Annotated in this window: 10 protein-coding genes; 8 read left to right on the forward strand and 2 right to left on the reverse strand. The window is 33.7% G+C overall.

The features are described 5' to 3' along the window. Window positions 1–78: 78 nt before the first annotated feature. A complete protein-coding gene (locus ACEN2I_RS17135; protein ID WP_441767325.1) occupies window positions 79–792 on the reverse strand; it encodes a LytR/AlgR family response regulator transcription factor in 714 nt (237 codons plus the stop codon). 68 nt (window positions 793–860) lie between these two features. Beyond that, window positions 861–1,919, reverse strand: a complete 1,059-nt coding sequence (locus ACEN2I_RS17140) for a sensor histidine kinase (RefSeq protein ID WP_441767326.1) — start codon at window positions 1,917–1,919, stop codon at window positions 861–863. A 122-nt stretch (window positions 1,920–2,041) separates the two neighbouring features. On the opposite strand from ACEN2I_RS17140, the gene ACEN2I_RS17145 reads away from it, so the two are divergent. The 8 genes from ACEN2I_RS17145 (at window position 2,042) to ACEN2I_RS17180 (ending at window position 16,027) form a co-directional block, all read left to right on the forward strand. Beyond that, window positions 2,042–4,303 carry a GH92 family glycosyl hydrolase gene (locus ACEN2I_RS17145; protein ID WP_441767346.1) on the forward strand — a complete coding sequence of 754 codons (2,262 nt, stop codon included), beginning with the start codon at window positions 2,042–2,044 and terminating at the stop codon, window positions 4,301–4,303. After that, window positions 4,304–6,181, forward strand: coding sequence for a sodium:solute symporter family protein (locus tag ACEN2I_RS17150; protein ID WP_441767327.1), 1,878 nt, complete (start codon window positions 4,304–4,306; stop codon window positions 6,179–6,181). Window positions 6,182–6,299: 118 nt separating this feature from the next. Beyond that, window positions 6,300–7,265 carry a glycoside hydrolase family 130 protein gene (locus ACEN2I_RS17155; protein WP_441767328.1) on the forward strand — a complete coding sequence of 322 codons (966 nt, stop codon included), beginning with the start codon at window positions 6,300–6,302 and terminating at the stop codon, window positions 7,263–7,265. A gap of 12 nt (window positions 7,266–7,277) precedes the next feature. Then, window positions 7,278–8,345 (forward strand): carbohydrate-binding family 9-like protein, encoded by a 1,068-nt coding sequence (locus ACEN2I_RS17160; protein ID WP_441767329.1) that lies wholly within the window; start codon window positions 7,278–7,280, stop codon window positions 8,343–8,345. Between the two features lie 7 nt (window positions 8,346–8,352). Next, window positions 8,353–9,432 (forward strand): putative glycoside hydrolase, encoded by a 1,080-nt coding sequence (locus ACEN2I_RS17165; protein ID WP_441767330.1) that lies wholly within the window; start codon window positions 8,353–8,355, stop codon window positions 9,430–9,432. A gap of 95 nt (window positions 9,433–9,527) precedes the next feature. Next, a complete protein-coding gene (locus ACEN2I_RS17170; RefSeq protein ID WP_441767331.1) occupies window positions 9,528–10,553 on the forward strand; it encodes an isoaspartyl peptidase/L-asparaginase family protein in 1,026 nt (341 codons plus the stop codon). Window positions 10,554–10,564: 11 nt separating this feature from the next. Further along, window positions 10,565–13,702: a glycoside hydrolase family 2 TIM barrel-domain containing protein gene (locus ACEN2I_RS17175; protein ID WP_441767332.1), complete on the forward strand. Its 3,138-nt coding sequence runs from the start codon at window positions 10,565–10,567 to the stop codon at window positions 13,700–13,702. Window positions 13,703–13,708: 6 nt separating this feature from the next. After that, window positions 13,709–16,027 carry a beta-N-acetylhexosaminidase gene (locus tag ACEN2I_RS17180; protein WP_441767333.1) on the forward strand — a complete coding sequence of 773 codons (2,319 nt, stop codon included), beginning with the start codon at window positions 13,709–13,711 and terminating at the stop codon, window positions 16,025–16,027. The last annotated feature ends 91 nt before the right edge of the window (window positions 16,028–16,118 follow it).

A 16,118-nucleotide genomic window follows, 5' to 3' on the forward strand; every position in this document is an offset into this window, starting at 1 on the left:
TTTTTATTTTTAGCGAAATGTTTTCGCTTTTTTTAAGCAAAAAAAAATGCTCATTAAGAGCACTTTTTTTTATAATTTTTAAATAGAAGAATTCAGAATTTTTTGTTTTACTTCGTCAATATAAGACCTTCCAATAACATATCTAAGTCCTTCAATTTCAATGCTGTTTCCTTCTACGGCATCAATTTTGTCAATAGCGATAGTATAAGAGCGATGTATTCTGATGAAATCTCTTTCAGGTAATAAATTTGTAAAATCAGAGAGTGTACTGTGTATGATAAATTTTCCGGATGTCGTACTAATTTTTAAATAATCTTTTAGACTTTCAATGACTAAAATTTCATTTAAAAAAATTTTCTTCATTTTCTTTTTGTCGATTTTGACAAATATGAAAGGATTTTCTTTGCTGTTTTCCTGTTGAGTTTTACTTGTATTATTTAGTCTTTTGTTGATCTTGTTAACTGCTTTCATCAATCTCGGAAACTCAATAGGTTTTACTAAATAATCGAGTACATCTAATTCATAAGTTTCTATTGCAAACTGGTCATAAGCGCTTGTAATAATTAATAAAGGCGGGTTTTCTAAACTTTTTATAAAGTTGATACCGTCTAAAACTGGCATATTAATATCCAGGAAAATAACATCAACTGTATTGTTTTTTAAAAAGTTTAAACCCTCAATAGAATTGCTGAAGGTATTTATTAATTCTAAATCTTCAATTTGCTTTATGTAACTTTTAATAACGTTTATTGCCAGTGGCTCATCGTCGATAATCAAACACTTTATTTTCATTTTTATGTTCTATTTTTTACTCTGAAGTAATTTTGTAGGTATAACTTTAAAAAAAGGAAAAATGTGAGCTAAGACACTTTTATTGTAAGCTTAACGACAAAAATATTCTTTTTATTTTTAAATGAAAGCTTATAATCATTTTTATTATATCCCAATTCAAGCCTTTTTTTTGCGTTCTCTATTCCAATTCCACTGGAGGTATTAAAATTATCCTTATGTTTAGTAATGGTAGGCATTGGATTTGAAATTTTAAAATAAAGAAAGTCATCTTTTACATCAAAATTAATATCAATTATTACGTTTCCTGTGTTTTTATTAACGCCATGTTTAAATGCATTTTCAACAAACGTCAGTAATAAAACAGGAGAGATTTCTTTATCATGAATATCACCTGAAATAAACATATTTACTTCTAATCGTTCTCCATTTCTTATTCGCTCTAAATCCAGATAGTTTTGAATACAGAGTATTTCGTTTTCTAAAGTTTGTCGTTTACTTTTTGTTTCGTAAAGCATATAACGCATAAGTTCTGAAAGTTTAAGAACAATTTTGGGCGTTTTATTAGATTTTTCGACAGATAAAGCATAAATATTATTAAGGGTATTAAAGAAAAAGTGTGGTGAGATTTGAGATTTTAAAAAAAGTAACTCTGTTTCAAGTTGTGACTTTTCGAGATCGGTAACTCTTCTTTGTTCTTTTAAAAAGTCCAGTGTAATTTTAATTGCAGTAACAAATGTGATTACATAAAGTTCTCCCATCATCATATCAATTGTATAATTAAGAGTGAGTGTATTAATTGTTTCGGGACCTTCTGGCCATACATTATGGGTTATGAATAGGTAAGTAAGGTTGAATTTTAGAATTACCATAAGAAATATAGCGATCAACACTGAGGTGATATATAAAATATATTTTTTTTGATAAACTAAATAAGGCATCAAAACCAAAATATTTAAATAACATAATGTCATATGAATTGGAAAACCCAATAGATTGGTTTTTATGGAATACATATAATCGTTGAAATAACTTCCCCATCGAAAAGTATTAAACAAAAAATACGTTAGCCAAAAATAAATATGATAATGTACTGGTATTCGATACAATTTATTTGAGTTGAAAATCATAATAGGAAGATAAAATGGTTTAGTGGTGTTTTTTTGATGTTTAACTCTGTTTATGTGTCATCCGTCTAAATTCCTTTTGGTGAATATTAAATTTGCATAAATTTAATTTTAAATTAAGACAGATTTCGATGAAGAAAATTACATTGCTTATTTTGATTGTAATTCTGGTTGCAAGTTGCAAAATAAATACAAACAAAAACAAAAGCCACAAATATTTTTTTGTAAACTATGTAAATCCATTTATTGGTACCGGAGGTCATGGACATACCTATCCGGGTGCTACTGTGCCTTTTGGAATGCTTCAGGTAAGTCCTGATAATGGTATTTCCAGTTGGGACTGGTGCTCTGGTTATCACTATTCTGATTCGGTTGTTTCCGGATTTAGTCATTTGCATTTAAGCGGAACCGGAATTGGTGATTTGGCAGATATCTTATTCATGCCTACCAATAAAAAAGTCGATTTGACAACAAAAACAACTTCACGCGATCAATTACCTTATAAATCAAAATACAGCCATGCTAACGAAAAAGCAACACCGGGTTCTTACCATGTTTTTCTTGAGGATCCTAAAATCAATGTAGAATTAACTTCTTCACAACGTACCGCCTTCCATAAATATACGTTTACTAAAAATGACAAACAATCAGTAGTAATTGATCTTGGATTTGCTATTAATTGGGATAAAGCCTTAAAAACCGGGATCACAATCGAAGATCAACATACAATTAGTGGTTACCGTTTTAGTACTGGTTGGGCAAAAAATCAGAAGGTATTTTTTGTGGCAAAATTTTCAAAACCTATAGCGGAGTCTGTTTTAACTGCTGATAAAAAAATAGTTGCCGGAAATATAGCAGAAGGTGAAAATACTGCTACACAACTGTTTTTTAATCCTCAAAATAATGATGAGGTTTTTGTAAAAGTTGCTTTATCATCTGTTAGTGTAGCTAATGCAAAAGACAATTTAGATGATGATAAATCAGATTTCGAAAAAACAAAATCACAGGCAGCAACAATATGGAATACTGCTTTAAATAAAATTGAAGTTGAAACACCAGTAGATTCATTAAAAACAATGTTTTATACTGCTATGTATCACGCACAAATTGCCCCTGTAACCTATAGTGATAAAAACGGTCAGTTTAGAAAAGAGGATGATCAGATTGTTACAGCAACTAATTATACCGCCTATTCTACCTTATCACTATGGGATACTTTTAGAGCAGAGAATCCATTATTGACGTTAATTGCTCCTGATCGGGTTTCGGATTTGGTTAACTCAATGCTGGAATATTATAACACCAAAAAAATATTACCCGTTTGGACACTTTATGCCAATGAAACCAATACGATGACGGGTTATCATTCAATTCCCGTAATTGTAGATGCGTACCAAAAAGGCATCAAAGGTTTTGATGCTGAAAAAGCATACGAAGCGATGAAATCCACCATGATGCAGGACGAACGCGGCTTGAATTTCTATAAAAAATACGGTTACATTCCGTATAATTTATTAGATGAATCAGTTACCATTACTTTAGAATATGCTTATGATGATTGGTGTGTTGCACAAATGGCGAAAGGATTAGGAAAAGAAGAAGATTATAAATTTTTCCTAAACCGTTCTAAAGCTTACCAATACTTATTTGATTCTCAAACAGGATTTATGAGAGGAAAGTCACAAGACGGAAAATCATGGAATGAACCTTTTGATCCAAAGTATTCCAATCACAGAGAACACACTGATTATACTGAAGGAAATGCTTGGCAGCACAGTTGGTTCGTACCACAGGATGTAGACAATTTAATTTTACTTCACGGAAGTGATCAAGTTTTTGCAAAACGTTTAGAACAGTTATTTACAGAGAGTTCAGAAATTACAGGAAGCAATGTTTCGGCTGATATTTCAGGATTAATTGGCCAATACGCACACGGAAATGAGCCAAGTCATCATATTGCCTATATGTTTAATCATGCCAATCAGCCATGGAGAACTCAATATTGGGTACATCAAATTTTAGATACGCAATACAATACAACCCCAAACGGATTAAGCGGCAATGAAGATTGCGGACAAATGTCGGCCTGGTATGTTTTCAGTTCAATGGGATTATATCCAATGAATCCGGCTTCTGGAGAATACGAAATAGGAAGTCCAATTTTCGAAAAATCAACTATAAATCTTCAAGACGGAAAAACGTTTATTATTGAAGCAGAAAATATTTCGAGTACAAACTTTTATATACAATCGGCAACACTTAACGGAGTTGCTTTTGATCAAACATCAATCACACATCAACAGCTATTGCAAGGTGGCATTTTACATTTTGTTATGGGATCAGAACCTAATAAAAGTTGGGGTTTAAAAAATAAATCAGCAAAATAAATGGATAGCATCGACGTATCAATAATTGTATTATATATAGTAATAACCATTGGAATCGGTGTATGGATTTCCAGAAAAGCTTCAAAAGGACTGGATGACTATTTTTTGGGAGGAAATTCTATAAAATGGTATTATTTAGGTTTAAGCAATGGTTCAGGAATGTTTGATGTTTCCGGAACTGCCTGGATGGTTGGAGTTTTGTTTTTGTATGGTGCAAAAAGTTTTATGTTCATGTGGCTTTGGCCTATTTGGAATCAGATTTTTGTGATGATGTTTCTTGCTGTCTGGATTCGTAAATCAAATACGATGACAGGATCTGAATGGATTTTAACCCGTTTTGGTAATGACAGAGCAGGTAAAGCATCACATATTATAGTTGCAGTTTTTGCTATAATTTCTACAATTGGTTTTATCGCTTATTTTTTTGAGGGAATTGGCAAGTTTATGACCATTATTTTACCATGGGATTTAGCGCTTCATTTTGGTGATCTGAGTATACTAACTTCTGAACAGTCGTATGCTTTGTTAATTATATTTTTAACTACAGTTTATACAATTAAAGGTGGAATGTTTTCTGTAGTAGCCACTGAGGTTTTGCAATACGGAATTATGGTCGTTGCAGGGCTGTTGGTTGCAGGCTACACCTTGATAAATTATACTGATGTTCAAATTAATTCGGTTATTACTGAAGAGTGGAGAAATGTATTTTTTTCCTGGGAATTAGGAGCACATTGGGGTAATAAATATCAGGCTTTTAATAACTTGATTGATACTGAGGGTTATAAGATGTTTGGTGCTTTGATTGGAATGTCTTTGTTTAAAGGTTTTTTTGCCAGTATTGCAGGACCAACTCCAAGTTATGACTTACAGCGTATTCTTTCTACAAAATCAGTTAAGGAAGCAGCTTACATGAGTGGTTTCACCAATTTAATTTTGTTTATTCCAAGATATTTATTAATTGCAGGAATTGTTGTTATTGCACTGGTAACGCTAGCTCCGGAAATGATTGCTAATCCTGATTTAAGTGGCGCTGATCTTGAAATAATAATGCCTAAAGTTATTAATCTGCATATTCCTGTCGGAATTAAAGGGTTGTTGTTAGCTGGATTGTTAGCCGCTTTTATGTCTACTTTTTCAGCTTTTGTCAATGCAGGACCTGCTTATATTGTAAATGATTTATATAAAAAATATTTTAAACCTGATGCACCGAATGAACATTATATTAAAATGAGTCAGATTGCTTCTTTTATTGTGGTTGGCTTAGGCGTTTTCATGGGATTTTTTGCTGATTCGATTAATTCTCTAACATTATGGATCACAAGTGCCTTGTTTGGAGGGTATGTAGCAGCTAATTTTTTAAAATGGATTTGGTGGAGATTTAATGGATGGGGCTATTTCTGGGGAATGTCCTCTGGATTAATTGTTGCTTCTTTACAATTCGTATTAGATCAAAATAAAGGTAATTTCACTCCAGGCACAATGCTTTATGATTTATCTGAAGTACAAGCAATTTATCTGTTTCCAATTATTTTAGGTTTTTCTACTTTGGGTTGTATTTTGGGTACATTTTTAAGTAAGCCTACAGATATCGAAGTATTGAAATCTTTTTATACCAATGTAAGACCTTGGGGCTGGTGGAAACCGGTTTATAAATTATTAAAAACTAAAGATCAGACTTTCGAAAAAAACAAAGATTTTGGAAAAGATATGTTAAACTGTGTCATCGGAATCGTGTGGCAATCCAGCATGATTTTGCTTCCTATTTATTTTATTATTAGAGATTATCCAAAAGCAATAGTAGCATTGGTAGTATTTATAGTAACCTCTGCTATTTTAAAATTTACATGGTTAGATAAGGTTAGAAAAATTCCAAATTAAGGAATCAACAATGTTTTATACAAGAATACCACAAGTCCTCAAAGGAACCCCGGGTGTAATTAAAACTAATTACACCCAATGGGTTTAAAAAATTAAGTTTAATAAAAAATGATATAAAGTGAATACAATTCCTTGGCAAGACAGACCAGAAAACAATAATGATGTAATGTGGAGATATTCTGAAAATCCAATTATTGACAGATATGCCATTCCATCATCAAACAGTATTTTTAACAGTGCAGTTGTTCCATTTGGTGACGGATTTGCAGGTGTTTTCAGATGTGATAACAAAGCTGTACAAATGAATATTTTTGCCGGATTTAGTAAAAACGGAATTGATTGGGATATTAATCACGAACCAATTGTAATGCAATCTGGTAATACAGAAATGATTGAATCAGCATATAAATATGATCCTCGTGTTGTTTTTATAGAAGATCGTTACTGGATTACCTGGTGCAACGGTTATAACGGACCCACAATTGGTATTGGTTACACATTCGACTTTAAAGAATTTTTTCAATGCGAAAATGCCTTTTTACCTTTCAATAGAAACGGAGTTTTATTTCCGAAAAAAATCAACGGAAAATATGCGATGTTAAGCCGCCCGAGTGATAACGGACACACACCTTTTGGAGATATCTGGATTAGTTATAGTCCCGACATGAAATATTGGGGTGATCACAGGTTAGTAATGAAACCATCTCCATTTGAGCAAAGTGCCTGGCAATGTACAAAAGTGGGGGCAGGACCAATTCCTATTTTAACCGAAGATGGATGGTTGATGTTGTACCACGGAGTAATCAATACCTGCAACGGTTTCCGTTATGCAATGGGAGCTGCACTTTTAGAAGAAAATGCACCAGATCAGGTAAAATACAGAACACAGCCGTATTTATTAGGACCTGCAGAAATTTATGAGCAAGTTGGAGATGTAGGAAACGTAGTTTTTCCATGTGCCGCTTTACACAACATCGAAGAAGATAAATTAGCCGTATATTATGGTGCAGCAGATACGGTTGTAGCGATGGCATTTGGTAAATTAAGTGAAGTAATTCAGTTTACAAAGGATAACAGTTTATAGAAAAGAAAAAGCATGCATTTAAAATTGAAATGGTTAACAATTGCTTTAGGGGTTCTTTCGATTAGTAGTTATTCACAATCGAAAAAAACAATTGTACCTAAAACTTATGTAGCATCAAAAACCACAACTCCAATTGTAATAGATGGGTACGATTCTGAGGTTTCATGGAATAACGCAGAATGGACAGATCTTTTCGAAGATATAGAAAACAATATAAAACCAAAATATGCAACAAAAGTCAAAATGCTCTGGGATGAAACCAATTTTTATATTTTAGCAAAAATTGAAGAACCGCATGTTTGGGCAAATCTAAAACAACGTGATACCATTATTTTTTACAACAACGATTTTGAAGTTTTCATTGATCCGGATAGCGACACTTTTAACTATTATGAATTAGAAATTAATGCTTTAAATACAGCCTGGGATCTTTTTCTGTCAAAACCATATAGAGAAAATGATAATGTTGTTTTAAATGACTGGAATATTCCAGGTCTGAAATCAGCGGTAAAAATCAACGGAACGCTAAATAACCCAAATGATACGGATGAAGGTTGGGTTTTAGAAATGGCGATTCCCTGGGCATCTTATAGAAAATCATATAATGAAAAAAATGTACCTGAAGATAAATTTTGGAGAGTCAATTTCTCAAGAGTCAATTGGCAGCATGCTGTTATAAATGGAACATACGAACGCAAGAAAGATGCTGATGGAAAATTTTTACCAGAGTACAATTGGGTTTGGTCGCCAATGGGTGTTATCAACATGCATGAGCCTGAAAAATGGGGTTATGTTTATTTTTCCTCTAAAGAAGGAAATGAAACCTTTGCAATTCCACAGGATGAAAAAGTAAAATGGGAACTATACAATCTATATAGATTTCAAAAAGAATATTATCAGACACATAAAATGTGGGCAAATTCAATACAAAATTTAACCCAAAAAGTTATTAGTATCGAAGGTAAAATTTTAAAACCAGTATTAGAAAATCATACATCAGGATATACTATTTCAGTAAAAAGCCCTTTTTCTAATCAAACACTAATTATAAGGGAAGATGGCAAAATAATATCAAAATAAAACCACTATGAAACTACCAAAACTATTACTTCTTTTACTGGCAATAAGTATTTTTTCATGTACTAAAAAAGAAGCATCAACCGCTTTTAAATTTGGAGTCTGGACAACCGCCGATGCCAAAAAATCAGATTCAGATTATACAAAAGAATTTAAAAAATACAAAGACGGCGGAATCGATGAGGTATTAATTAATACAGGAACTGATCCAAAACTTTTAACAAGATTAGTGCCTTTGGCTACAAATGAAGGTCTAAAAGTTCATGCCTGGATTATGGCGATGAACAGACCCGGAGATTCGATAGCCTTACAGCATCCGGATTGGTATCAGGTAAGTAAAGAAGGGAAATCTTGTTTTGATAATCGTCCGTATGTTGATTATTACCAATGGTTGTGTCCAACAAGAAAAGAATCCAGAAATCACGTTTTGAATTTAGTGGAAGAATTAGCAAAAGTTGAAGGAATCGAAAGTGTTCACTTAGATTACATACGTTTTCCGGACATTTTTTTACCTATTAGTCTATTACCCAAATACAATTTAGTTCAAGATGTAGAATTACCTCAATTTGATTTTTGTTATTGTGATGAATGTGTCAAAGCTTTCGAAAAAATTCACCATAAAAATCCAAAAACAAGTCACAATACTTCTATTGATATGGAGTGGAAAAACTTCAGATTAAATGCAATAAAAAAAGTTGTGGATGATGCGTATAAAATTGTCCATAAGCACAATAAAAATTTAACCGCAGCGGTATTTCCCTATCCGGAAATGGCAGATCACATGGTGCGTCAGCGTTGGGATAAATGGAATATTGACGAAGTATATCCTATGATTTATCATAGTTTTTATGATGAAGAAATTGATTGGGTTGGTTACGCTACAAAACAAGGAGTTGCTGATTTAGAAGATAAAAAAACTAAAATTAATACTGGAATTTATATTCCTGGGCTAAAATCTGACAAAGAATTGAAAGAAGCTATTTTGCTGGCAAAAGAAAATGGAGCAACAGGAGTTTCTTTTTTTGACGGAAATGCGTTGTCTGACAGTAACTTAAAAACAATCAAAGAAACTAAAGCAGGTTTAAAATAAAAAAGCCAGAAAAACAGTTATGATTATTTCTTTGAGGAATTCGTAGTAAATACATAACTTATGATCCGAAATATTCAAGTAAAACATCAAAAATCATGTCAAATAGAAGAGATTTTATAAAGAAATCAACTCTAGGTGCAATTGCAATTACCACAGTTTTAAGTCATAGTGGATTTGCTGCAACTAAAGAAGATGAAAAAGAGAATAAATCAGGTGCTGAAAAAAAACAAAAGAAGCCAGTTATTATTTCGACATGGAATCACGGTCTACCGGCAAATCAGGAAAGCTGGAAACAATTAAAAGCTGGAAAACCAGCCTTAGATGCCATTGAAGCGGGGATGAAAATTCCTGAGGCAGATCCCAATATCCGTAGTGTTGGCTATGGTGGATATCCGGATCGTGAGGGAAAAGTGACTTTAGATGCCTGCATTATGGATCATAACAGCAATTGCGGTTCGGTTTGCTTTCTACAAGGAATTATGCATCCTATTTCAGTTGCAAAATTAGTACTTCAAAAAACACCTCACGTCATGTTAGCAGGACAAGGGGCTTTGCAATTTGCTTTATCAGAAGGATTTAAAGAAGAAAATTTATTGACTCCCGAATCTGAAAAAGACTGGAAAAAATGGCTTGAAGATTCAAAATATAAACCCGTGATTAATATCGAAAATCACGATACGATAAGCATGCTAATGTTAGATCAGGATGGAAATCTTGCCGGAGGCTGTACAACAAGTGGTGCCGCCTGGAAAATGCACGGACGCGTTGGTGACTCCCCAATAATTGGCGCTGGTCTTTTTCTGGATAATGAGGTTGGCGCCGCTGCGGCTACCGGCTTAGGCGAAGCCGTTATCAGAACTGCCGGAAGTGCTATGGTTGTTGAATTAATGCGTCAGGGGAAATCACCTTTTGATGCCTGTAAAGAAATCACAGAACGTATTTATAACAAGCATAAAAACCACAAAGACATGGAGTATTTGCAAGTTGGTTTTATTGCGTTGAATAAAAAAGGAGAGCACGCAGGTTACAGCTTAAGGTCTGGTTTTAATTATGCTGTATCTGATGATGAGAAAGGACATCGAATGGAAGACGCTAAATTTAAAATGTCGTGGGATAAATAATAAATGAATTAATGAAAAAAATAATATTCATAACACTATTTATAATTACAACCTTGGCAGTTCATGCGCAGGAAAGTATTCCTTTTTGGCAAAATGAAAAAATAAATGAGGACAATAGAGCACTCATGCATGCTTCCTATTATGTTTTTGAGAATGAAGCGGTGGCTGTAAAAAACGATTACAGGTCATCAAAAAACTATTTGGATTTAAACGGAATATGGAAATTTAAATATGTAGATAGTCCGGGTGATTTACCAACAGCATTCGAAAAAGGTAGTTTTAATGACGATGATTGGGATAATTTTAAAATACCTGCTAATTGGGATGTAAATGGTTATGGATATCCTGTTTACACCAACACAACGTATGATTTCGCAAAATACATCAAAATAAACCCGCCTTTTGTTCCTACAAATTATAATCCGACTGGAGTTTATAGACGTGAAATAACCATTGATAAGTCGTGGGAAGGAAAAGATGTTTTTCTGCATATAGGTACAGCAAAATCAAATCTTACGGTTTGGGTAAACGGTGTTTATGTAGGTTATGGCGAAGACGGAAAACTGCCCTCAGAATTTAAGCTGAATAACTATATAAAGACGGGTAAAAACAGTATTGTTTTAAAAGTAATGAAATGGAGTGACGGTTCATATTTAGAGTGTCAGGATTTCTGGAGAATGAGTGGTATTACAAGAGATTCTTATCTGGTTGCCCGTAATAAAGTACACTTAAAAGATTATGAAATTATTCCTGATTTAGATGCTTCGTATGTAAACGGAACTTTAAAGATTTCAACAGAATTTACCGGTATAAATGCAAAAGACAAATACACTTTAGAGGTACAATTAAAGGACGGTGATAAAATAATAAAATCTAAAGTTATTTCCGCTTTAGTCGAAAAACAAACTTTTGACTTTGAAGTAAAAAATCCAAAAAAATGGAGTGCAGAAATTCCAAATTTATATCACGTTAGTTTTCTTTTAAGTGACAAAAAAGGAACGATTGTAGAAGTTATTCACCAAAAGGTAGGTTTCAGAAAAGTAGAAATTAAAGGTGGACAGCTTTTGGTAAACGGAAAAGCCATTTATATAAAGGGTGTAAATCGCCATGAAACAGATCCGGTTACGGGACAAACCATTTCCAGAGAGCGTATGGAGGAAGATATTAAACTGATGAAAGAGTTTAATATTAATGCTGTAAGAATGTCGCATTATCCTAACGATGAATATTTTTATGAATTATGTGATAAATACGGAATTTATGTGGTAGATGAGGCGAATTTAGAGTCGCACGGAATGGGGTATGATATTACTAAAACTTTAGCCAACAAACCAAGTTGGGAATTAGCCCATTTACAGCGTATGCAGCGTATGGTGGAACGGGATAAAAACCATGCCTCGATTATTATCTGGAGTATGGGGAACGAGGCGGGGAATGGATATAATTTTTACAGAGGATATTTGTGGATAAAAAATCGCGATAAATCAAGACCAATTCAATACGAAAGAGCAACTGCGGGCGCCTGGGACGGAAAGGATTTGAAATATGAATGGGACTCGGATATTATTGATCCAATGTACAGTTCGCCAAATAAAATGGAAGAATATATTCTGGCAAACCCAAATCCGGACAGGCCTTACATCCAATGTGAATATGCACATGCAATGGGGAATTCGATGGGGAATTTTAAAGATTATTGGGATATTATCCGAAAATATCCAAATTTTCAGGGAGGTTTTATATGGGACATGATTGATCAATCGGTATATAAAACACAACCAGACGGAACAGTTGTTTTTGCTTACGGAGGTGATTTTGGACCAAAAGATGTTCCAAGCGACAATAATTTCCTTGATAACGGTGTTTTTAGCCCGGACAGAAAACCAAATCCGCATGCTTTTGAAATGCGAAATGTATATCAAAACATTCTGACTTCATGGGAAAATAAGGCCACAGTAACCATCAAAGTGTATAATGAATTTTCGTTTAGAGATGTAAGCAATGTTAGTTTACATTGGAAATTAGTTTTGGACGGGAAAGAGGATGCCATGGGCAGTATTGATAATTTAGAAGTCAAACCTAATGAAGCTAAAACCTACCAGCTTCCGGTTAATATCGAACAAAAAGAATTTCAGGAAGCTTTTATAGTAGTAACATATCATATTAAAGAAGACGAACCGTTTTTACCTAAAGGTTTTCAAATTGCTACAGATCAGTTGCCTCTTACCGGGATATGGAAAAATGATGTAAAAATAAAGGGCACCGGAAAAATTTCTGTAGAAAAACATGTAAATGCTACTGTATTCCAAAGTGATAAAGCGTCTATAACTTTTGACAAAAAAACTGGATATATTACAGCTTATACTTTCAATAATGAACCTATTTTAAAAGAAGGCTATCAATTGCGGCCAAATCTTTGGAGAGCACCTAATGACAATGATTTTGGGGCATTATTTCAGGAAAAATTAGTAGCATGGAAAGAAGCAACAGAAAATCCAATACTTGTTAGCTGGAAGTATTCGGTTACCAAAGACAATAAAGTCTTAGTTGCAGCCACCTATAATTTACCTCAGGTTTCTTCAAAAATCATATTGAATTACGAATTCAACAGCAACGGAGAATTAAACTTAAAAGAGCAATTGGATATTGATCAAGATAAAGAAATTCCTATGTTGCCAAGGTTTGGTATGGAAATGATTTTACCAAAAGATTTCAGCACCATTACTTATTATGGAAGAGGGCCACACGAAAATTATATTGACAGAAATTACAGTTCACAAGTCGGTATTTATAATCAAACAGTTTCAGAGCAGTTTTATCCGTATATACGTCCGCAGGAAACCGGAAATAAAACAGACGTTCGCTGGTTGGAATTATCAAATGATAAATTGAAAATAAAAGTGACTTCAGATGAATTATTGGCTACTACGGCATTACATTTTTTAAATGAAGATCTGGATGATGGATTACAAAAAGACCAAAGACATTCTGAAGAATTGAAAGAAAGAGATTTAACAAGTTTAAAAATTGATTACAAACAAATGGGAGTAGGCGGAATTGACAGCTGGCAAGCCTGGCCAATGAAAAAATACCTGCTTGAAGACAAAAAATATCAGTATCAATTTAACATAACACCATCTATAAAATAATTTATTATGAGGATATTAAAACCATTCCTTATCGTAATCTGCCTGACTGTTTGTAATTTCGGCTACAGCCAAAAAGTATACACAGAAAAGGATATTCAGATTATACCAAAACCAACACAATTACTAATTAATACAGGTGTTTTTGAATTTTCTGCCGATACAAAATTTGTGGCAACTACAGACTTTCAAAAAGAAATTTCAAATGCCCTGATCAATAAATTTGAAAAAGCGGCAGGATTTCGCCCTCAGCTTTCTGTGTCGGTTCCGCAAAGTAATTTTATACAGTTTAGAGTTGATCAGAATTTAGAAAAAGAGGCCTATATCTTAGCTGTAAACTCTAAAAACATTACGATTACAGCCAAAGGAAATGCAGGTTTTATTTATGCTTTAGAAAGTATCCGACAATTGCTTCCCGTAGTTATCGAAAGTAACATTGTTTTACCTAATCAAAAATGGCAAATTCCGAACGTTGCCATAAATGATAAACCTCGTTTTCAATGGAGAGGGTTAATGCTGGATTTATCGCGTCATTTTTTTGACAAAAATTATGTAATTGAAACCATAGATCGTTTGGCAATGCACAAAATGAATGTTTTACATTTGCATTTAGTAGACGATCAGGGCTGGAGAATCCAAATAAAAAAATATCCAAAACTAACCGAAGTCGGGGCCTGGAGAGTGGATCAGGAAAATCTTGCCTGGAACGCCAGATTGACTACAAATCCGGATGAAAAAGGAACTTACGGCGGATTTTTAACGCAGGAGGAATTAAAAGAAATTGTAAAATACGCAGCTGCAAAAAATATAGAAATTATTCCGGAGATCGAAATGCCCGCACACGTAAGCAGTGCCATTGCATCGTATCCTGAGCTTGCTTGTTTTGATCAGCGTATTGGTGTGCCATCTGGAGGATTATGGCCTATTACAGATATTTATTGTGCGGGAAAAGAAACTACGTTTGAGTTTTTGCAAAATGTAATTGATGAGGTTATTACCATTTTTCCATCAAGATACATACATATCGGAGGTGATGAAGCGACAAAAACTAATTGGGAAAAATGTCCGCATTGCCAAAAAAGAATGAAAGATAACGGATTGAAAAACACCCATGAACTACAAAGCTATTTTGTAAAAAGAATGGAGAAATATATTAATTCTAAAGGTAAAAAAATTATAGGCTGGGATGAAATATTAGAAGGAGGTCTGGCTCCGGATGCAACGGTTATGAGCTGGAGAGGAACACAAGGCGGAATAGAAGCTGCAAAACAAGGTCACGATGTGATCATGACACCGGAATCTCCTTGTTATTTTAATTTTTACCAAGGCCCGCAAAATGAAGAGCCAGTGGCTTTTGATGCTTATAATCCCTTAAATGAAGTGTACAAATTTGATCCTGTTGTTCCAGGAATGACACCTGAAGAAGCTAAGCATGTTTTAGGCGCACAGGCAAATTTATGGGCAGAACATTTACCTGGACCAAAAGATTCAGAATACATGATTTTTCCGAGATTGGCCGCTTTATCAGAAGTTTTATGGAGCACAAAAGAAAGCCGTAACTGGAATGATTTTACACCCAGACTGATTTCTTTACTGCAGCGTTACAATTACTTAGGGATCAATTATGCAAAAAGCGCCTATTTGGTAACAACTTCTTCAACGGCAGATTTGACTAAAAAACAGATTAATGTAACGTTGAAAAATGAATTTCCAAACCCGGATATCCGTTATGTTTTAGGTGATAAAAACATCGAACATAATCCAATAAAATATACGAGTCCAATTGGGTTTACAGCAACTACAATTTTAAAAGCTTCTTTGTTTCAGGATGATAAACCAGTAGGAAAAACATTTACGGATACTATTATTTTTCATAAAGCGTTTGCACACAAGGTAAAATACCTGACTCCTTTTAATCAGAATTATAAAGGAGATGCTAATACAATGGTAAATACAATTAGAGGAAGTAAAAATTTCCATGACGGACAATGGCAGGCGTGGCTGGTAAATGACATGGAATTGGTTATAGATCTGGAAAAACAGGAAAGTATCCAGGAGATATCAGTTGGAACTTTAGAGAGTCAGGGTGCAGGAGTTAATTATCCGACTCAGATAAAAGTTTTGGTTTCAAAGGATGGTTTAACATATAAAGAAGTTGGAAAAATAACACGTCCGTACGCTCCAAATGTAAACTCAGAGTTAAAAGATTTTAAAATCAGTTTTGAAAAAACCAATGCAAGATTTGTAAAAGTAATCGCTTGTAACTTAAAGAAAAGTCCTAAAGGTGAATCTTCATGGTTATTTGTTGATGAAGTTTTAGTGAATTAAAACCAATATTGAGGGTAAAAGATTTGACAAAGTTTGGATTATACATAGATACCAAAAAAATTAAAAAACTAAACAAAAAAATATAATACAG

The sequence above is a fragment of the Flavobacterium sp. W22_SRS_FK3 genome (assembly GCF_052113665.1).
Classification (GTDB): Bacteria; Bacteroidota; Bacteroidia; order Flavobacteriales; family Flavobacteriaceae; genus Flavobacterium.

What these genes read in the sequence shown, in the direction of transcription:
- ACEN2I_RS17135 (WP_441767325.1), bottom strand. Translation starts at nt 792, where the DNA reads ATGAAAATAAAGTGTTTGATTATCGACGATGAGCCACTGGCAATAAAC.
- ACEN2I_RS17140 (WP_441767326.1), bottom strand. Translation starts at nt 1,919, where the DNA reads ATGATTTTCAACTCAAATAAATTGTATCGAATACCAGTACATTATCAT.
- ACEN2I_RS17150 (WP_441767327.1), top strand. Translation starts at nt 4,304, where the DNA reads ATGGATAGCATCGACGTATCAATAATTGTATTATATATAGTAATAACC.
- ACEN2I_RS17160 (WP_441767329.1), top strand. Translation starts at nt 7,278, where the DNA reads ATGCATTTAAAATTGAAATGGTTAACAATTGCTTTAGGGGTTCTTTCG.
- ACEN2I_RS17165 (WP_441767330.1), top strand. Translation starts at nt 8,353, where the DNA reads ATGAAACTACCAAAACTATTACTTCTTTTACTGGCAATAAGTATTTTT.
- ACEN2I_RS17170 (WP_441767331.1), top strand. Translation starts at nt 9,528, where the DNA reads ATGTCAAATAGAAGAGATTTTATAAAGAAATCAACTCTAGGTGCAATT.
- ACEN2I_RS17175 (WP_441767332.1), top strand. Translation starts at nt 10,565, where the DNA reads ATGAAAAAAATAATATTCATAACACTATTTATAATTACAACCTTGGCA.
- ACEN2I_RS17180 (WP_441767333.1), top strand. Translation starts at nt 13,709, where the DNA reads ATGAGGATATTAAAACCATTCCTTATCGTAATCTGCCTGACTGTTTGT.